The organism is Paenibacillus sp. FSL K6-3182, from assembly GCF_037976325.1.
GTDB lineage: Bacteria > Bacillota > Bacilli > Paenibacillales > Paenibacillaceae > Pristimantibacillus.
Genome location: NZ_CP150265.1, coordinates 5,509,023 through 5,529,597, shown reverse-complemented (window position 1 = coordinate 5,529,597; position 20,575 = coordinate 5,509,023). Strand labels below are relative to the sequence as shown.

At 48.8% G+C, this 20,575-nt stretch carries 13 protein-coding genes; 11 read left to right on the top strand and 2 right to left on the bottom strand.

Features of this window, described 5'->3' with window-relative positions; genetic code table 11:
• Window positions 1-95 precede the first annotated feature (95 nt).
• Window positions 96-1,841 (top strand): histidine kinase, encoded by a 1,746-nt coding sequence (locus MHH56_RS24410; RefSeq protein ID WP_339209720.1) that lies wholly within the window; start codon window positions 96-98, stop codon window positions 1,839-1,841.
• Window positions 1,816-3,444 (top strand): helix-turn-helix domain-containing protein, encoded by a 1,629-nt coding sequence (locus MHH56_RS24405; RefSeq protein WP_339204249.1) that lies wholly within the window; start codon window positions 1,816-1,818, stop codon window positions 3,442-3,444. Before MHH56_RS24410 ends, MHH56_RS24405 begins: the two co-directional genes overlap by 26 nt.
• Before the next feature lie 384 nt (window positions 3,445-3,828).
• Here the strand turns inward: MHH56_RS24405 and MHH56_RS24400 are convergent, their stop codons facing one another.
• Window positions 3,829-4,971, bottom strand: a complete 1,143-nt coding sequence (locus MHH56_RS24400; RefSeq protein ID WP_339204248.1) for a glycosyl hydrolase family 8 — start codon at window positions 4,969-4,971, stop codon at window positions 3,829-3,831.
• Window positions 4,972-5,093: 122 nt separating this feature from the next.
• Between MHH56_RS24400 and MHH56_RS24395 the strand changes: the two genes are divergently transcribed.
• The 7 genes from MHH56_RS24395 (at window position 5,094) to MHH56_RS24365 (ending at window position 14,885) form a co-directional block, all read left to right on the top strand.
• Window positions 5,094-5,372, top strand: a complete 279-nt coding sequence (locus MHH56_RS24395; protein WP_339204247.1) for a response regulator — start codon at window positions 5,094-5,096, stop codon at window positions 5,370-5,372.
• 9 nt (window positions 5,373-5,381) lie between these two features.
• On the top strand, window positions 5,382-6,665 hold the full coding sequence (locus tag MHH56_RS24390) for a helix-turn-helix domain-containing protein (RefSeq protein ID WP_339204246.1): 1,284 nt from the start codon (window positions 5,382-5,384) through the stop codon (window positions 6,663-6,665).
• 171 nt (window positions 6,666-6,836) lie between these two features.
• The gene (locus tag MHH56_RS24385; protein ID WP_339204245.1) at window positions 6,837-8,828 is read left to right on the top strand and encodes a glycoside hydrolase family 43 protein; all 1,992 of its coding nucleotides are present in this window, start codon (window positions 6,837-6,839) and stop codon (window positions 8,826-8,828) included.
• Between the two features lie 538 nt (window positions 8,829-9,366).
• Window positions 9,367-10,050 (top strand): ABC transporter ATP-binding protein, encoded by a 684-nt coding sequence (locus MHH56_RS24380; protein WP_339209719.1) that lies wholly within the window; start codon window positions 9,367-9,369, stop codon window positions 10,048-10,050.
• Window positions 9,998-11,083: an HlyD family efflux transporter periplasmic adaptor subunit gene (locus tag MHH56_RS24375; protein WP_339204244.1), complete on the top strand. Its 1,086-nt coding sequence runs from the start codon at window positions 9,998-10,000 to the stop codon at window positions 11,081-11,083. The genes MHH56_RS24380 and MHH56_RS24375 overlap by 53 nt, the downstream gene beginning before the upstream one ends.
• Window positions 11,084-11,138: 55 nt before the next feature.
• Complete coding sequence (locus tag MHH56_RS24370; RefSeq protein WP_339204243.1) at window positions 11,139-14,006, top strand: ABC transporter permease; 2,868 nt, start codon at window positions 11,139-11,141, stop codon at window positions 14,004-14,006.
• A gap of 3 nt (window positions 14,007-14,009) precedes the next feature.
• On the top strand, window positions 14,010-14,885 hold the full coding sequence (locus MHH56_RS24365; protein WP_339204242.1) for an ABC transporter ATP-binding protein: 876 nt from the start codon (window positions 14,010-14,012) through the stop codon (window positions 14,883-14,885).
• A 162-nt stretch (window positions 14,886-15,047) separates the two neighbouring features.
• Here MHH56_RS24365 and MHH56_RS24360 read toward each other — a convergent pair whose 3' ends face one another.
• Window positions 15,048-15,809: a helix-turn-helix domain-containing protein gene (locus MHH56_RS24360; RefSeq protein WP_339204241.1), complete on the bottom strand. Its 762-nt coding sequence runs from the start codon at window positions 15,807-15,809 to the stop codon at window positions 15,048-15,050.
• A gap of 381 nt (window positions 15,810-16,190) precedes the next feature.
• Between MHH56_RS24360 and MHH56_RS24355 the strand changes: the two genes are divergently transcribed.
• Together MHH56_RS24355 and MHH56_RS24350 are read left to right on the top strand one after the other, a co-directional pair.
• Entirely contained in the window at window positions 16,191-17,573 is a 1,383-nt protein-coding gene (locus MHH56_RS24355; protein ID WP_339204240.1) for an extracellular solute-binding protein, read from the top strand.
• A gap of 95 nt (window positions 17,574-17,668) precedes the next feature.
• Complete coding sequence (locus MHH56_RS24350) at window positions 17,669-20,563, top strand: extracellular solute-binding protein (RefSeq protein WP_339204239.1); 2,895 nt, start codon at window positions 17,669-17,671, stop codon at window positions 20,561-20,563.
• The last annotated feature ends 12 nt before the right edge of the window (window positions 20,564-20,575 follow it).

The following is a 20,575-nucleotide window of genomic DNA, read 5'->3' as shown; positions in this document are numbered from 1 at the left end:
CTCTCATGGCGTTCCTTTAGTATTCCTTGTTCCCTCCATAGATAAAGCTGCTTGCGAGGAGTTGTGTAAGATTGCTTAAGATACCCGTCAATTCCATGCGCCATGCTTTGTTTTTAAGGCTTGTTATCATGCATCTCGTCGTTATTTTGCCTATTATCTTACTTGGCGTTTATTTATATAACTGGAGCTACACCAACGCGAGCCAGGACATTTCCAGAAACACCTTGGCGCAGCTGTCATCGTATCTTGAGGACATGAACCGCGAGGTGGAATGGCTGGAGGTTCAGCAATTCGATATGCTGCAGGAAGGAGAGCTTACGAAAGTCGCGGTAACGTGGGATATGATGGACAGCGTCGAGAAGAAGGAGAGCATGGACTACTTGGTTCATCGGCTGACCTCCATTAAGAACAGCAGCGCTTATATGAAGGATATATACGTTCATATCCCCTCCATCGGCAAAACGCTCTCATTCGGCAATGCCGTTCACGATCTCGAGCAAGGAAGGTATGATCAGATCCGTGCCGTGTCGGAACGAAACGGGGCGAAGCGTCTCATCAGGCAGGGAGATTCACTTCATCTAAGCGCCTCCAAGTTCGGGGGAAGGAAGGGGGAAGAGCCGCTTTATATCGTGCAGATCGAGCTCGATACGGCGAAGCTGAAGGAATCGTTAAATCAACTGAGCGTTTATGCTGAGAGCGGTTCTTTTTTGATCGCCGATGAGGTGGATTTTACGCTGCTTGGCAACGACAATTCTAGCGTTATTTTGGACAAATATTTGCAAACAACTCGTCTTTCGAAAGAAAGTTCCCTGCTATTGAAAGTAAATGGACAATCGTATCATGTCGACAAAGCCAATTCACCGGAATTAGGGCTTTCGGTCGTCACGTATTTGCCGGAGGAGACGGTCAAAAGGCCGCTTAATAAGTTTAATCTATGGGCTTGGCTGTTCACGGGCACGTCGATTCTCGCTATAGTTGTTTATTCTCTCTCGACATACAGGCTCGTTCATCGGCCGCTGCTGCTGCTTGTTCAGAGCTTCCGCAGAATGGAAGGCGGCACGCTGGATATTCAGATCGATCACGAGAAGAAGGACGAGTTCGGTTATTTATATGATCGTTTTAATCAGATGCTGAACAAATTGCAGACGCTGATCGATCAGGATTTTAAGCAGAAGCTGATGATGCAGAAGGCTGAGCTGAAGCAGCTGCAGTCACAGATTAACCCGCATTTCCTGTACAATAGCTTCTTTATCCTTAATTCGCTTGCCAAAACGGGCGATACGGATCGTATCGAGCTTTTTACAAATATGCTGGGCGAATATTTCAGATTCATTACGCGCAATGGGGAGGATAATGTTTACCTTTCGGAGGAAATCAAGCATGCAAGGATGTATACCGAGATCCAGAAGCTTAGGTTTTCTAGACGCATAAGCGTACAGTTCGACGAGCTGCCGAAGGAAATGGAGCGCATACGTGTACCAAGGCTTATCGTTCAGCCGATTATCGAGAACGCGTATGAACATAGTCTTGAGAAAATGTCGGAGGAGGGCTTTCTGCGCATCTTCTTTGTACGGAATGAGCAGGAGTCTATGATTGTCGTCGAAGACAACGGAAGCCGGATCGACGACGATCTAATCGACGCTTTGAACGGTCAAATGGCAAATAACGGGGAAGCGCATGAAATGACAGGGATCATTAATATCCACCGTCGGATTATACTGACCTATGGCGAAGGCAGCGGCTTGTTTCTATCAAGAAGTGAGTTAGGTGGCTTGCGAGTCGAAATACGCATAAATTCAAAGGAGGCGGATGGGGATGCACCGGCTACTAATCGTCGATGACGAGGAAATTATAACCGACGGACTTTATGAGGTGTTGAGCAAGCTCATTCCGGATCAATTGGACGTTTGCAAGGCGTATTCTGCTAAGGAAGCTTTGGAGTGGATGTCGCGAACGCGCATCGATATTGTAATGACTGATATCGCCATGCCGGGCAAGAACGGACTGGAGTTGTCGGAAGAAATATTGACGTATTGGCCGAGATGCAAGGTCATTTTCCTTACGGGACATAGCGAATTCGATTTTGCTTACCGGGCATTTCAAATGCCGGATGTCCGTTATTTGCTGAAGACAGAAGGGTATGCGAAAGTGACGGAAGCCGTCCGGGGCGCCTTGCTCGATATTCAGCGAAGCACGGTCGAGAACATGTTGCTTGAGCAATCACGTGAGCAGAAGTATGCATACGAGTTCATGGCGCAAGGCGATTATATGAGGCAACTGCTGCATGAGAGCGATTCGCTCTGTTCGGAGCAGAAGGAGCTCATGGAGGAATTCGGCCATTTGAATATCGGACTGGACCCAACGAAAACTGTCATGCTCGTGCTTGCTAGGTTGTCGTACCCGTCCGGCATGACGTATACGGAGAGGAGCAAGCTGCTTGCTTCGGCCAGGACGATATGGGATTCCTTGCTGAAGGAACATGTGAAGAGCATCGGAATTGTCGATCGGCATGGTGACCTTATGTGGTTCATACAGCCTGGAAGTGAAAGCGGTGAGAAACCAGCGGTCGACTTTGCATGTTATATCGAGGGGGTACTCGAGCTTATCCAAGAAGCCTGCCTCTCCTCTCTTAAACTGGAAATCACGTTGACAATAAGCGGAGCAAGCTGCGATTGGACGGCCGTCACCCAGCAATATGAGAGACTGCGCCGACTGCAGCAGCTTAGGATCGGAACTGGCATTTGCATGATTCTAAGGGATCATGATGAGAATATGGACGGGTTTTCGGGGAAAGAAGCATTCGTACCGAGCCGTAAAGTAGAGATTATGGCTGCACATTTGGAGGCTGGCCGCGCGGAAGAGTTTTATTCTGATTGGGAGCAATTGTCGAGAGTGGCGCTGCTTCACAACGAGCAAGCGCAGCGATCCATCGAAGCTTATTATTCGGTTGCTCTGATACTCTACTCGTGCTTGAACAAGCTGGGGCTGCAAAGCCGCCTTGATGATCACGGGAAGCTGATGCGACTGGACTGCCATGCCTCGATGAAGGAGGGGTTCGAGTATTTGAAGCAAACCGCGGAAGCGATTTTCCGATATAAGCAGAGCGATGAGCGGGACAGAACCTCGCAAGTTATTGACCGAATCTGCCAGTACATCGACGACCATCTGAGGGAGGACCTTTCTTTGGTAAGGCTTGCGGAAATCCACTACTTCAATCCATCCTATCTGTCGCGTTTCTTCAAGCAGGAACGAGGCATTAATCTATCTGAATATATCGACACCTGCAGAGCAAGAAAAGCGAAGGAACTGCTGCATGACAACGATTTGAAGGTAAGAGAGGTTGCCGTATCAGTAGGGTATGAAGCCGCTCATTCGTTCACGCGTTTCTTCAAGAAGGTGACGGGTATGACGCCCCAAGAGTATCGCGATTCACTCAACGTATAGATGAATTCCAATGAACAAGGCGAAAGGATAAGGTTTCTCTTATCCTTTCGCCTTGTTTATTGTTTCTGCGCGCAGCCGGTTGTTGCAGTACTACAATTTGAAGGGTAAAAACATATGATTCGTCAGGTTGTGGATGTATCTTGAAGACGATAAATTGATGTAACGAGAGGCCGAGCGATGCCGCGGATCGCAATCTTGCGGATGGATGAAAGATGAAGAAAGCGGCGATCGTTTCCTCGTGTTAGCAAGGGAGACGATTGCCGCTTTCTTATTGAAATGTAAGACTTTATATGTTTTACACAATAAAGAAGTCTTATATAACTCGGAATAAATCGAGCCATGCCGCCAAATGACGGCGACAGCCGTTTCACCTTGTGAAATTGTTTAATAAATACGGTAGTTGCCGCTTAATGCCAGCAGACTGAAGAAATACAGGCAATTATCGTAATAGCGCCGCTCGCCGGTACGGAGGGGCGTGTCCCAGAACAAGCGGACAAAATAGGCGGAATCGGGTCCGTCCGCAGCGAGAGAAGCCATTGCATTCGTGGCGAGAAGGCCGATCGGATGCAGCGCCGGTTCATCAAATGGTTTGCCTTCGATTGTATAGCGACGATAGTCGGAAACATCGATGTTGCGGAAGAACGCCTGGATGCGATTATTCTGATCGATTTGCCATGGGTCCTTGCGGAACCATTCATAGTCAAGTCCGATATTCGCCGCTACGCGGTAAGCGTCACTGAAGAAATGCCGAAAGTCGCCGTGCCGCTGAGGTACTGCAGGCGTTCCGTCATAGTTCGCGTATTCGGGGGAGAGTCCCGTTTCCGGATGGCAGGCGGCATGCAGGTAAGAGCGACTCGCTTCTGCGGCATCTCTCCAGAACGGCCTGTCCTGTTCATCGGCATGAATCGCGAACAATTCATAGAAGTGCGGGAGATGATAGGAGGGATCGCTAAACGGCGATTCAGGTATGAATTTAATCAGCTTAGTTGCTGGATCCCACATCGGGTCGCCTTCGCCGTTCTCTCCCTGATGGATGCATGCGCGCAGAATTGTTTTGGCTTGCTCGGAATAATCAAACGGCACTGGCCCGTTACCCCAGCGGTTGGAGGCGAAAATTAAGGCCATGGCGAAAAACTCTTCCCCGTCGGGTGCTGGACCTTGCGAAATACGAGAGCCGTCCGGCTTGCAATGCCACGCAAAGTAATGCTTGTAACGCCCGTCCTTATGCTGCATGAACGTCTTCGCATAGTTCCATAGTCTGTCGAATTCATCTTTTTTGTTCATTTGCACCGCCATCATCATGCCGTAAGACATGCCTTCTGAGCGTACATCCAGATTGCCGGTATCTAGAAGATACCCTTTGTCGTCGCCCAAAGGGTAATAGATGCGCATTTCAGGGTTGCCATAGAACAGCTCGTTCCAAGCCTGCTCGAGCTTGCTTTCGATTTCCTGAAAGGAATACCCAAGTTCCTTGAATAGATTTCTGTAGCTGCCTGTATGGAAAGCACCTTGGTTTGAGTCTGACATTGTCGCAACCTCCACAGTACATTTTTTTGAACATATCATAACATGGTCGATGCTTAAGGAATTATAGCGTTTACTTTAAAAAATATAGCACTTTTCAATTTTCGAAGAGAGAGGGCTGCCTCATGCATAGCGTTATTATTGTCGACGACGAACTATTTTTCCGCAAAGACTTTATAGGAAAGATAGATTGGGAGGGCAACGGTTATCAAGTGATCGGTGAAGCGGCTAATGGCAAGGACGCGCTTGCCATGATTAGAGACAAAAAACCCGATCTTGTCATTACTGATATCCGAATGCCCGTACTCGACGGTCTTGCCTTAATCCAAGCTGCGGAGGGGGAGAAGCTCGATACCGAGTTCGTTATAATAAGCTGGCATACCGATTTCTGTTATGCGCAGTAGGCCGTTCGTTTGGGCGTATTGGATTATGTGCTTAAGCCTATCGACGAAGATGACTTTGTTTATGCACTTGTGAAGCTGCACGGCAAGCTGGAGAAGAAAAAACAGCTTCAAGTGCGTAAACGCATGCTGAAGAACCAGAAGCAGATTGAAACATTGATCAGGGGAGAATCGACGGGGACTGCGAAAGAGGAAAGCATACTGCTGGAAATGGCGATCGGATCAGAGGCGTTTACATACACGTTAATTGAGCTGAATAACGTTCATCCTTGGAGCGGAAGGAAGTTTCCGTTAAAGGAGAAAATTCGGGCAGACATTCGGGATGCGATACAGCAAATCGTCCCAAGAGCGACAGAGCCGTTTATATACGAACACGGAAGAACCTATGGGTTGATCGTTCCCTCAATGTATCTTGCTGGCGTTGGAGGAAGCATAAAGACGTTTATGGAGCTTTTATTAATGCGGCTCGAACATCGCTATGGGCTTCCGTATCGTGCCTACGCGGGAACAACGGTCAAGCAATTGGATAAGATCAAGGAATCGTATGCAAGCGCCAAGAAAGCAGTAACTAGCAAGTATTACAGAAGCGCCGAGTGTTTCATTGCATATAGCGAAGTGAAAGAAACAACATTGGTTTACGGACAATTAGACGGCGACCTATGTCGGAAGTTGGTAGAGGCAGTAGAGGAGAATGATTCATATGAAATCAAACTGGTCGTTAATCGGATATTTTCTGAATTTCGCGAGAAACGTTTCTCGTCCGAGGCGATCCAAACAAGCATCGTACACTGCGTGTTATTAATTTGTATATCGATTAGAAGCATGGAAGGTGATGAAACCGAGCTGACGTCCTTTGAACCAATTATTAATTGGTATGATTACAATGTCACATTAGACGAGATCAAACGGCTGCTTAACGCTTTCGTTTTCGAAGCAAGCGATTTGATCAACATGCTATACAGAACCTACGGGAAGGGGAGAATTCACAAAATCAAAACGTACATCGACCAAAATTACAGCAAAAATATTAGTTTAAAAATCATTGCTGGTCAATTTTTTTTGAATCCGGCTTATTTGGGACAGCTTTTCAAAAAAAAATACGGTGTGTACTTTAATGAATACCTGCAGCAGGTGAGAATTACAGAAGCGAAAAAATTGTTGAGGATTAAGGACTTGCGCATATACGAGGTGGCAGAGCGTGTCGGGTTTAACAATTCCGATTACTTCATCACACAATTCGATAAGCTGGAGCAAATGTCACCTTCCGAATATCGAAATAAATGGAACCTGCAATAAGACCGAAGGCTGTTAGTTGGCGGTGCTGATCGAATTGCTATTTCGCTTCGTGATCGGATTCATCTGCATAACAACTAGAAATTGACGGGTAATGACTGAGAACTTGGCGGGTTGTTCCTTGCCGAGGTTAACCTTACTATGTTCAATAATAGGGAAAGAGGTGAAAGCTTTTTGACAAGCAAGAAGCGCTTTGGAATCATTGCCGCCCTTGCAGTGACCGCCACAGCGATATTCCTTCTAAGCCAATTGCAAGCTAACCGGAATGAATCGGAGCAGCGGCCTGATGTGAAGCTGTCGGCTTATCTGAAGGAAGAGACGGTAGAGCTTAGCAAGAAGAGGGATAGCACATATGAAGTGGATTTACTCATGGATGATTTCCCGATCGGGGCTGAGGTTGTACAAATTCGCGCCTTGCTTCACATTCCGGTTGCATTCGAAGTCGGTTCGATCGTTCTGAACCTCAATAATGTTTCGGCGGCAAATGTCGCCTTAAAGCCTTCCGATGAAGGGCTGGAGCTTTGGATCAGCAATGACGACGGTTCCAAGGTTTCATTCACGAATCTTGACGGCAGCAAAGCGCTGGCTACGATTACATTAAAACAAAAGCGGGAGTTGATTGTGAAAATGAAAGATGAATTGAAGGTAAGCAGTCTGGAAATCTTGGAGTCCAATCATAATAACACGGCATATGACGTTAACCAGGCAACCTCGAAGCTGAGCTATGAGCCGCCTGCCAGCGCGGTCGGGAAGCTTCCGCAGTACGGCAATCCGATCGTATCCCATAAATTCGGCGCAGATCCTTATGCTCTCGTATATAATGGCCGTGTTTATATTTACAATACCTACGACGTACTAGAATACGACTCCGCTGGAGAGGTGAAGGATAACTCTTACGGATCAATCAAGCGGCTGTCGATCGTTTCCTCCTCGGACTTAATGAACTGGACGGATCATGGTTTCGTAGTTGCCGCTGGTCCCGAAGGGGAGGCGAAGTGGGCGACGCAATCCTGGGCGCCGGCAGCGGCGCATAAGGTGATTGACGGCAAGGATAAGTTCTTCCTTTACTTTGCGAATAACGCCAGTGGCATTGGCGTGCTCACGAGCGACAGCCCGACGGGACCTTGGATCGATCCGATCGGCAAGCCGTTAATTGCGAGATCGGCGCCGGCCGCAGAAGGCGTGACATGGCTGTTCGATCCGGCGGTGCTGGTCGATGATGACGGCAAGGCGTACATCTACTTTGGCGGGGGTATCCCAGAGGGCAAAGAGGAGAAGCCGGATACGGCTCGCGTTATGCAGCTAGGGGACGACATGATCAGCGTCGTCGGTGAAGCCGCTGTCATTCCTGCGCCATTTATGTTCGAGGATGCCGGCATTAATAAAGCAGGCGGTACTTATTATTACACATACTGCTCGAACTTCTACGACGGCACTCGTCCAGAAGGAAGCCCGCCAGCAGGGGAAATCGCTTACATGACAAGCGATCATCCTATGGGGCCGTGGACATACCAAGGCACCATTCTGAAAAATCCCGGACACTTCTTCGGCGTGGGCGGCAATAACCACCATGCGATGTTCCAATTCCAGGACGAATGGTACATTGCGTATCACGCGCAGACATTATCAAAGGCGATGGGTGTACCGAAAGGCTATCGATCGACGCATTTGAACAAAGTGAGCTTCGGCGCGGACGGCTCGATTCTAGAAATTGAAGCGGATTTGAAAGGCGTACCGCAGCTCGATAAGCTTAACCCGTTCGTGCGAGTGGAGGCGGGGACGCTTGCTTGGAGCGCAGGCATTGATGCGTTGCCGCATAAGATGGACGATAACGGAACGACGGTAGAAGAGGTTGCAATCGGAGCTATTCACAACGGCGATTGGACAGCTGTGTCAGGTGTGGACTTCGGCGCCGGCGCCTCTACGTTCTCGGCGTTCATAGCAGGCGGAAGCGAAGCTGCCGTCATAGAGCTTCGTTTGGACAGTCCGGATGGCGATTTGATAGGTTCGCTTGCTGTTCCACAGGCTGATGACGGATCGACAGGCTGGACAGAAGTAAATACGGTGGTTGAAGGCGCCGTAGGCATTCACGATCTGTATTTTGTGTTCAAAGGCAAGGCCGATACGGATTTGTTCACATTTCGTGCATGGCAGTTTTCTAAATAATTGAAAAGGTTACCCTTAATGAAATCGATTCATCTTCCTTGAACAGATAAAGACTTGCAGCCTCTTCGCTGCGAGTCTTTTCTTTGATGTAAAGCAGAGGTTTTGTTGTTAGTGGAGTTCCTATATTGGTTGAACTAAAGGAATACAGTTTAAGCGAAGCGAGAAGATCGTTCTGGAGAAACGCAGAGTTCGCCTTTGTAGCCGGATTTTTACCTTTAAATGTCTTAGTCAATCAAAAAATCTGGTTACAACCGCGATCGTAAGAATGATCTTCTCGCCCAGCGACCAAAACGAGAAACTTTAGTTCAACTTATATAGTTCAATTGAAAAGAGGCCTTAGCTTGCGATTTAGGGTTCAATTTGTTGTTTTTTAGTCGTTAATCGAGAACAAAGCTATCGTTTATAGGGTAAACGAACAAGAAATGAACAGGTACTTCTACAGAAATGAAAGCGTTAAAATAAATAGTAATAACGGGGAAAAATGAGGAGGTTAGCGGTATTGGCGAAGTTAGAATTGCCGGGAGAAACAATCGGCGGGATGATTCTGAAGGCGGTCGGCCTTAAGCGTGTATTCGGTAGAGGCAGTGGCGCCGTAACCGCGTTATCGGATGTTCATTTGGCTATACCAGCCGGATCAATGGTTGCGCTTAAGGGCAGGTCCGGTTCAGGCAAGACGACTTTGCTGAATATGCTCAGCGCGCTTGACGAGCCAACGGAAGGGCAAGTGTTTTTCCGAGACAGAGAAATTACGCGTATGCCCGGAAAAGAGAGAAGTACTCTGAGGCGCAAAGAAATCGGCCTTGTCTTCCAGTCATTTGGACTTATTCCGCTCATGAATGCATACGAGAATGTGGAATTCGGCCTGCGCGTTGCGGGCAAGCCGTTTAAGGGCAATCGGGAGGCGGCGGAACGGGCATTGGAGCAGGTTGGGATGAAGGAAAGAATGAAGCACCGGCCGGCCGAGCTCTCAGGAGGAGAGCAGCAGCGCGTGGCGATCGCAAGGGCAATTGCCCACGAGCCTGTGCTGCTCATCGCGGACGAGCCGACGGCGGAGCTCGATAGCCGAATGGGCTTTCAAGTGATGAGAGTATTCCGGGAGCTCGTTAATCGTTCTGGTATGACGGTCGTTCTGACCACGCATGACCCGGGCATTATGGAGCTTGTCGATCATGTCATTTCATTGGAGGATGGAAGAATTGTATCGCAAACGAACATCGAATAAGGGAGGCGGACTGCTGCTTTCAGGCGTGCGCCGATCGGCAGTGGTGTTGGCATTGATGCTAGCGCTGTCCGGATGCGGCCTTCTCCCTGCAGAGCAGTCTGCTTTGCAGCCGCCGCTTGTTCAGCCAGCGCAGGAGCAATTGGATATCGTAGAAGCAAGCCGCGGATCGATTCAGACATATCTGAAAGGAACGGCTCATTTCGTTTCCTCGAGCGCGGAGAACTTGTCATTCAAGGAATCGGGAGGCCGGCTCAAAGCAATCAAGGTAAGCGCCGGGCAGGAAGTTCACGCTGGCGATCTGCTCGTGGAGCAGGAAACCGGTGATCTTGAGCTTCAGGTTAGCCTTCAACAGCTTAACGTGGAACGAGCAGAGCTGCTGTTCAAGCAAGCATATCTTGACGGCGCGTCGACCACTGACTTGCGTTTGCGCGAAATCGATCTCGAACGCGAGAGAATATCGCTTCAGTCGATGGAGAAGCGTCTTGCAAAATCACGTCTTTATGCGACCCTACCCGGAACGGTGACGTTCGTGGAGACGTTGAATGCGGGCGACTTTGTGAACGCCTACCAGGCTATCGTATCGATCGCGGATACGTCCCGCATTCAGCTTACTTATGTTGCCGCAGACATGAAGGAGGTACAGCCGGTCGAAGCAGGAATGCCGGTCAATTTGAAATATAAGGGAAAGGCGTATACAGGCAAAGTGCTGCAATCGCCTTCCACTGTGCCTATCGGAACGGACGGATCCAAAGCAGAGCGCAATGCTGTAACGCTCTACATGAGCATGGATAAGGCCCCGGCAGGCATCCAAATCGGAGATAGCGCCGAGCTGACGATCGAGCTTCAGAAGCGCGAGAACGTCATCATCCTGCCTCGCTCGGCTATTCGTTCTTACATGGGGCGCTATTACGTACAGGTGGCGGAAGGCGAGCGACGCAAGGAGGTCGACGTAGAGGTGGGGCTGATAACGCCGACGGAGGCCGAAATCATTAAGGGACTCGAGGAAGGCCAGAAGGTCATCTTGAACAACTAACTAACAATGAAGACCGGATACAGCAATGTATCCGGCGCTGGGATGGGGTGTACGTATGGCCTTATGGACGATGATCCTTCGAAAGATGGCAAACAACAAGTGGCTGCAGTTGAACCTTTGGATCGGCCTTACTGTGTGCGTGGCTTTGTTCAGCTCCATGCCGCTTTACTCCGAAGCCATATTGCAGCAGACGCTGCAGAAGGAGCTTCAATCGGTGCAGCTTCAAGAAGGCGTGTATCCGGGATATATCCGCATCGGAACGACAGTATCCTCATCGACCGTGGACGAGAAGACAGTAGAGGCCATCAGGCGGGCTGACCGATTCGTGCAAACGATACCGGGAAGAGCGGGACTCGAAGCTTTATCCGCTTATCAACAACGCTTCACGCAGCGAATGAAGGTGTACGGAGCTGATGCTACGGATCAGGAGAAGCAGTCGCAAAAGGCGGCGGGCAGCATCAAGTCGCTATCCGGTCTTGAGAAGCGCGTTCGCCTGATCGACGGCGTGATGCCAGCCGTACGCACGGATGGCATTTACGAGGCTCTCGTTACGCAGAAGTTCCTTATTGCGACGAAGCGTGATCTCGGGGATGAATTGATCGCGGAAGCGCCGGACAAAATGAAGTTCCGCTTTATCGCGGTAGGGATCATGGAGACGGATCCGACTGCTGATCCTTATTTGCCTTATCTCGCTTCAGAGGACAGCGATGGTTTTATTATTCCATTCGATCAATTCGAGAGCGATTTTATAATTGGAGGTAAGACGAAGCTCGCGAGCCTCGATTGGCGCGTGGCGCTTGATTACGAGAAGTTAACGATCGATTCGATTGATGCATTCGTACAGGCCGACAAGGACATCAGGCGATATTTCCGTGGTCGCATCGGCGTCGACGAAGTCAATATCCCTGCCACATCGACTGTGGATGCCTATCAAGGAAAGCAAGAGAAGCTTGATATCATGATGCTGTCTCTTTATTCGCCGGTCATGCTGATGCTCGCCTTTTATCTCTACATGGCCGCCAATCTCATTATTGAACGGCAGAAGACGGAGATTTCCGTCCTGCGCAGCAGAGGGGCAAGTCGTCTGCAGATTATGACGGCCTATACGTTCGAAAGCCTGTTTCTTGGCGTTAGCGCACTTGCGGTTGGTCCTTTTCTCGGCATTCTGTTCACTAAAGTATTAGGCGCCTCGAACGGTTTCCTAGAGTTCGTCGATCGTTCGGCCCTTGAGGTCAGTCTGACCAGCAGCGCTTACTTGATGTCGGGTGCAGCGGTAGCTGCCGCATTGGTTTTGACTCTCATACCGGCTTTCATGGCAACCAGAGTCAGTATCGTCAGTCATAAGCAGCAGAATGCCCGCCATAACAAGCTGACGTTTTGGCATAAGACCGGACTTGATTTTATCCTCGTCGGCGTTGCTATGTATTTGCTCTATAATTTCAACAAACGGCAGGAGGATTTGCAGCGGTTAGGGCTTGATTCGGATGCTTTCCAGCTCGATCCGATGCTGTTTCTGATGCCTTCGCTTTTTGCTCTCGGGGGCGGCTTGCTGCTGCTGCGGGTTTATCCGTGGTTCATACGTCTAATCTATTGGGCAGGCCGCAGATGGTGGTCGCCGGCGCTGTACAACACGCTAATACAGATTAGCCGATCGTCTGGTCAATATCAGACGATTAAGCTGTTTCTGATCATGACCGTTGCGACAGGACTCTTTAGCGCGAATGCGGCCCGAACCATAAACGACAACATGGAGAGCAAGATTCAGTACGCCATCGGAGCGGATATGTCGATTATGACCCGCTGGGAAAGCGATGCGCGTCCCTCAACCTATATGTCGTCGGCCTCTCAAACACTGACCGAACCGACACCGTCCAGCTCGAGCCGGGTAAATTACATCGAGCCGCCGTTTCAGCCGTTCGAAGAGCTGGAAGGCATTGAGGCGAGTGCTAAAGTATTTAAGAAAGAGAATGCGCGCTTCGTCACGCCTGCCAGCGGGGCAAGCGGAGCGACGACGCTCTTTGGCATCGACACGATGAACTTCGGCCAGACGACATGGATGAAGGATGGGCTGCTTGACTATCCCATTAACGGCTACCTTAATCTCCTCGCGCCTAATACGAAGGCGGTACTGATCTCTCGTTCAATCGCGAAGAAGGCAAAAGCAAAGCCAGGCGACACCATCAGCTTGTCCTGGGACGGGCTCGATCAGGCGCAATTCATCGTCTATGGCATTATCGACTACTGGCCAAGCTGGAATCCGCTTCCTACGGGCAGCAAGGATAATGAAAAAGCGGTTCAGCCCAACTTGATCGTAGGCCATCTCGGAACAATTCAGAAGAGACTTGCTGTAGAGCCATACGAAGTATGGCTGAAACTGAAGGATGGCGTTACAAGCCAATTCGTCTACGACCAACTGGCAGAGAAGAAGCTGCGAATCATCCAGCTTCAGGATGCCACGCAAGAGCTGATTGAATCGAAAAACGATCCGTTCAGACTCGCAATCAATGGCGTTATGACGCTCGGATTCGTTATCTCCATGCTCATCAGCTTTTTCGGCTTCTTGCTGTTCTGGGTGCTCACGCTGTCAGGCAGAACACTTCAATACGGCGTGCTCGGGGCAATGGGTATTCGGTTCGGACAAATTATCGGCATGCTCGTCAGCGAACAATTGCTGACTTCGGGAGCGGCAGTTGTTCTGGGTGTTTTCATTGGCAATTCGATAAGCGAGCTATTCGTACCGCTCTTCGAGATGTCCTTCGCAACGAAGGATCAAGTGCCGCCTTTTGAAATGATTCAGCAGCTCAGTGATTATCTGCAGCTGTACAGCATCGTCGGCATTACGCTGACCCTGGGTTTGCTTATTCTCGGTTACCGCTTGTCGAGAATCCGGATTGCACAAGCACTCAAGCTTGGAGAGGAGTAAAGGATGATTAGAAGTGAAGGACTCGTCAAAATTTACAAAATGGCGGATCTTGAGGTGTTCGCTCTGCAAGGTCTGGATCTACAGGTCGAGGCCGGCGAGCTAATGGCGATTATCGGCAATTCAGGCAGCGGCAAGTCGACGCTCCTGAACATGCTGGGGGGGCTTGACAAGCCGTCGGCCGGCAAACTTTATGTGGACGGCAAAGACCTGCTGAAGTTCGGAGAAAAGGAACTGGTAGCCTATAAGCGGGATACAGTCGGTTTTGTATGGCAGAACAATGCGCGTAATCTTATTCCTTATTTAACGGCGTTGGCTAATGTGGAGCTTCCGATGCTGCTTCGCGGCAAGCGCCGGCGGGCACGGGCTATGGAGCTGCTGGAGGCGGTTGGGCTTGGCCACCGGATGAAGAACAGGCTGAATGAGCTGTCTGGCGGTGAGCAGCAGAGGGTGGCGATCGCGATCGCGCTTGCCAACGATCCGAAGCTGCTGCTCGCCGATGAGCCAACAGGATCCCTCGATACGAACACATCGAATCAAGTACTCGATTTGTTCCGAGTGCTTAATCGATCGATCGGAATTACGATCGTAATTGTAACGCATGATCCGGAACTGGCTCGCAAGGTGGACCGGGTCGTCCAGATTCGGGATGGCAAAACGTCGGCAGAGATGATCCGCAAAGTCTCGTACGCTGATGAGCTGGCCATGTTGGATGCCGAAAGCGCTATGCTGGAGGCGGAGAGCCACACGGAATATGCGGTGCTGGATAAAGCGGGTCGCCTGCAAATTCCTTCCGGTTTCCTAGACACGGAAGGATTCAAAGAAATCAACAAGGTGCGGGTAGAAATGGAGGATGGCCGCATTGTCCTCTATCCGCGTTAGGAACGCACGGAAAGTTAACGTAGCAGCAATCTTAAAGATTATGACGTGATTTGGAAACCTCCTATACAAAAGCAAAAACCTCATTTCCCGCTATTAGGCGAGGATGAGGTTTTTTTGCTAGAAATGTCAGTCGATACTGCTATGCAAAAAAAATGTAAGCGATTACGCGATAATGGAAAACATCTTACGATATTCGTTAGCACTTACACCGGTATACGCTTTGAACTTCTTATAGAACCAATCCATCTCCGAATATCCGATCTCATTCGCGATTTCGTACACCTTCATGTCCGTATTCTCAAGCAGCAGCTTTGCTTTCTCCATGCGCTGTTGCAGCAAATATTCATTGAAGGTCATATTTTCCTGATACTTGAATTTTTGACCTAAATACGAGCAATTGAAATGCAGACTGTTGGAAATTTGCTTTAAGGTAATATTTTGATGCAGCGATTCATCGACATATTCCTTGACCCTCTCGATGATATTAGGCTGAAGCTGGGCATCATTTTCCACAGGCGTCCATGATAGCGCTTTATTTTTATCGTTTACACAATCAAGCTCGCCTTTGACGGTCAGAAGACATGTAGTCAGTTCGACAGAAGAAACAGGGTCTGGCAAATAATCATTTACTTGGTAATAGAGAGCCTTTCTAGCAAGCTGGAAGTCGTTGCTTCCGCCTATCAAGACGAGAGGTACGCGGCTCTTCCGGCGAATGTAATCACAAAGAAACAAGGCGTCATGGTGAGAGCCGTTCATGCCGACCAGGATGAGCGAAAAATAGTTTCGATCGAGAAATTCGATAGCGTCCGCAGAGCTGTTCGCATAAGCGTCCAATTCAAATCCAATTCCATTCCACTCTGGCATATGTTGCAACATCTCCATCGACGATGTGGAGTCATAGTCGACAAGCAGCACTTTATACACGATGGTTACCTCCCAATTGCATTTGCTTGAGCGTAAACGTCTACCGCCGTCTTTGGCTGTAAAAGCTAACGTTTCGCTGTGAAATATAAGCACAGTAAATCAACAGATGCTTTACATTCTTATACTTGTACTTAGGGGTTTCCCTGACGGGAGATAAGTCTACGCTTTAATTATGTAAATTGGGGGCAGTGGATACAACGTGCTTTTCTTTGCATTGCCCACAGGTTTTTACTTGTTGAAAAAAAATCGGCTTTTGGCGAAAGTAAATGATTTCCAATCTAGAATATGACGGGTAATAAACCTGATATTCAACAGGTTGTTGCTTGCCTTATGAAAGCGCTACACTTTCGATGTAGTTCAATATGTTAAGGGGGATTCGCAATGAAGATTCGTAAATTAATGGTTTTGTTATGCGCGCTCGTTCTCGTTCTTTCTGCATGCAGCAGCGGCTCGGGCAACAGCAAGAACAACGGAACAAACGGCGGCTCGAACAATGGCTCGGGCAATGCGGGCACGGAGACGACCGTTCCTGAGGGCGACGGAGAAGAAGAGTTATACAGCTCGCCCGAGATGGACTTCGACATGGGTGGAAGAACGATCAAAGTCGTTTCCTGGTGGGATATGGCGATTCAAGAAGACAATCCGGATAACATACAACGCAAGAAAAACCTCGATGAACTGATGAAGAAGCATAACTTCAAAATGGAATACGTAGCGGTCGACTTCGGCGAATATCAACAAAAAGTAACAGCATCCTTGCTTGCTGGAGAGCCGCTTGGCGATATCGTCCGTTTGGGAAGAAACTATACGATTCCGACATTAGTCAAGCAAGATTTGCTTTGGCCGGTCGACGAGTATACGAAAAACACGAAAGTGTTCAATCAAAAGGCTACAAGCGAATTCTTTACTTATGAGGGCAAAGGCTATGCGTTCACAGAAGACCAGGGCAACCTGATTCAAGGCATTTTCTACAATCGGACGCTCTTGAATCAGCTTGGCATCAAGGCGCTTCAAGATTATGTGAAAGAAGACAACTGGAATTGGGATACATTCGTTCAAGCAGCGAAAGAAGCCAATAAAGATACAAACAACGACGGCAAGCTGGATACTTGGGGGCTTGCAAATTCTCAAGTTGTCGAACATGCGATGTATTCGAACGGTGCTCACCTGACGAAAGGCGACAAGCAGAACCTAGATGATCCAGCAACGCAGGAAACATTGAATTTCTTGTCGAAACTCGCAACCGAACAAGTGTACAGACCGACTGAGGGTGGAGATTGGACCGAGCCTGGACAATTTTTCCGTCAAGGAAATACGCTCATGTATGCCGGTGCCATTTATGAACTGAATGGCTTCAAAACGGATATGCCGGATGCGGATATCGGCTTCGTACCGTTCCCTAAAGGACCAAGCGCAACGGAATATCATTCCGGCGAAGGCTCATACCAAGCACTAACCATTCCAAAGGCAGTGGAGCATCCAGAGCAGCTGCTTTACATTTGGGAAAAAATCAACGATATCGACTCCGAATATGACTATCCGGGTCAAGCGTCCCTTGAAAGCAATTTTGCGAACGAGGATGACATTAACAACGCTAAGCAAGTAGGATCTGGCATGATTGTATTCGACCATGGTACGTACGGCGATGCTTTGAAGTTCTGGGACTTTGTCGGAGAGATCAACAGCGGGGTATCGGTATCTACAGTTGTCGAGAAGTATAAACCGGTATTCCAAGCGGCGATTGATGCGGTGTATGGTTCTTAACATGTAATAACGTGTGAGAGACAGTCCCCATTTTAGAAATATTTCTAATGGGGACTGTTGTTGAATTTAACTTCTTACTGCAGGAGGGAGAAAAGTTGAACTTCAGAAAGAAGAACTACATCGCAATTATACTCGTTCTCACTATAGTGGCAACTTCTATATGGGCTTTCTACCCTTCAGATTCGAAGGATAGCAGACGTGTAATGGCCATGGGAGATTTCGACGCTGTTACGGCATCAGCAGGAGAAGACAGTTATGATGCGTATTTGACTAGCCACATAAATGCTGGGCGGCCGGAAGAAGTCATCCGAATAGAGGGCGAGAAGTTCTCGGGAACGACTGGAGAAGGGTTCGACATAGCGGACGATTTAGAAGGACTGTCTGGCAAGGCGGTTGTCACTCCGGATAACGGCTCCATTGTGTGGGATGTACTGGTAAAACAAGCGGGTCTGTACAACATAAGGATTCATTATTTGCCGATCGAGGGAAAAAGCTCTGCGATCGAAAGGCAGTTTGCCATTAACGAAAAAGTCCCTTTTAAGGGAGCGGATATATTATTATTCGATCGAGTTTGGGGAAATCGACAGGACGAAATCGAGCGTGACGATCGCGGCAATGAAATCAGGCCAAGGCAGGTAGAAAAACCGGCATGGCAAATCGGAATTTTCACGGATCGAAATGGATATTATGACGAGCCTTACTCCTTTTACTTTGAGAGCGGGCAGCAATCGTTTTCCTTGACGGCCTTAAGGGAACCGATGGCGATTGATTATATTGAGCTGTATCAGGAACCAGTTTTGTATTCGTATGAGGATATGAAGAAAGAGTATGAGACCAAAGGAATCAAGGCAGTATCGGATCAATACCTTGAAATACAAGCGGAGGACGCGGTCGCCAAATCATCTCCTACGTTATATCCGCTGGCGGACCGATCGAGTCCGACGGTCATCCCTTACAATGTGTCGAAGCTTCGAATCAATACGATCGGCGGAACGAACTGGAAGCTTCCTGGACAGTGGATCGAGTGGGAGTTTGAGGCCCCAGAAGACGGCTTATATCAGATCGCGTTAAAGCAAAAGCAGGATACACTGCGCGGCATATACGCCACTCGAAGCCTGACGATCGACGGAGAGACTCCTTTCCTGGAAATGAAGCGCTTACGCTTTAATTTCAACATGGATTGGGAGATGAACGTACTGGGCGATGAAGAAGATCCGTATTTGTTCCATTTGTCCAAGGGAACGCATCGCATTCGAATGGAAGTTTCACTCGGCGATATCGCCCCGCTCATTCGAACGATTGAATCCAGCGTGCTGCAGCTTAATGAGATGTATCGGAAAATATTGATGATCACGTCAAATACGCCCGATCCGTTCCGTGATTACCAATTAGGGAAGCGGATACCGGATATGGTTAAGACATTCGAAGAGCAAGCCGTAATCATACAGAACGTAGCCGATTATTTAGAGAAATCGACAGGAGAGCGGAGCGACAAAGTAGCCGTTCTTCATACAATGGTTGGTCAATTAAAGGAAATGATCAAAAATCCGGAAACGGTTGGCAATCGCTTAACCGCATTTAAAACGAATGTCGGGGGATTAGGCACGTGGATTCTCACGGTTCGCGAGCAACCGATTAAGCTGGACTATCTCATTGTGTCCTCTCCAGACAAGAAGCTTCCGAGAGCGGGAGCGACTTTTTTTCAAGAGATGAAGCATGAGCTTGGTGCGTACTTTGCTTCTTATACCGAGGACTATGACAGCATCGGCAATACGGGAGGAGAGCAGGAACGTAAAATAACGGTGTGGATTACAACGGGGCGGGATCAAGCACAGGTGCTTAAGAGCTTAATCGACGATTCCTTCACGCCGGAGTCCAATATCGCGATAGATTTAAGGCTTGTACCGGGGAACATCTTGCTTCCGGCAACACTGGCAGACGAGGGACCTGACGTTGCCATGCAAATCGGTGAGGACATTCCCGTGAATTATGCGATGCGGGATGCTGCGACAGACTTGACCCAGTTTAGTGATTTCGATGAAGTAGCCTCGCGTTTCCATGACAGTGGACTTACGCCTTACAAGTACGATCAAGGCGTTTATGCACTGCCTGAGCAGCAGTCGTTCCCGATGCTGTTCTATCGGAAGGATATTCTTGAGGAGCTAGGGCTTGCGCCGCCAAAGACATGGCAGGATATTTACAACATGATTTCCGTCCTCCAGAAGCACAACATGGAGTTCTGGCTGCCAATCGAGGCTACGAACGCAAGTCTCGTACCGAATGCGACCTTCTCTATGCTGCTTTATCAGAATGGCGGCGAATTCTATCGTGATGACGATAAGAAGAGTGCGCTTGATACGGATTTATCTATGGAAATGTTTAAGAAGTGGACGCAATTTTATACGAACTACAAATTCCCGGTATTGGCAGACTTCCCGAACCGATTCCGTACGGGCGAGATGCCAATCGGTATTGCGGACTATACAACATATAACATGCTGACGGTGCTCGCGCCTGAGATTAAAGGGCTGTGGGAGTTCACGCTCGTTCCTGGTACGGAGCAAGATAACGGTACCGTTAATCATGCGGTAGCCAGTCATACGACTGGCGTTATGATGATGGAGAATGCCGATAATAAGGAAGCGTCCTGGGAATTTATGAAATGGTGGACCAGCAAGGATACGCAAATTGCTTACGGTAGAGAGATGGAAGGTTTAATGGGCGAAGCTGCACGTTATCCAACTGCTAACGTAGAAGCACTTGCAGAATTGCCTTGGCCAATCAAGGATTACAATAATCTGTCCAGTCAGTGGGAGTGGGTTGAAGGCATACCTCAAGTGCCGGGCGGTTATTTCACCGGCCGACATCTGGACAACGCCTTCCGCAGAGTCGTCAACGCGAACGAGAATTCTAGGGAAGCGCTTAACGATTATGTGCTCTACATTAACGATGAAATCGAGATTAAGCGGAAAGAATTTAATTTACCGTAATTGTTTGGGGGT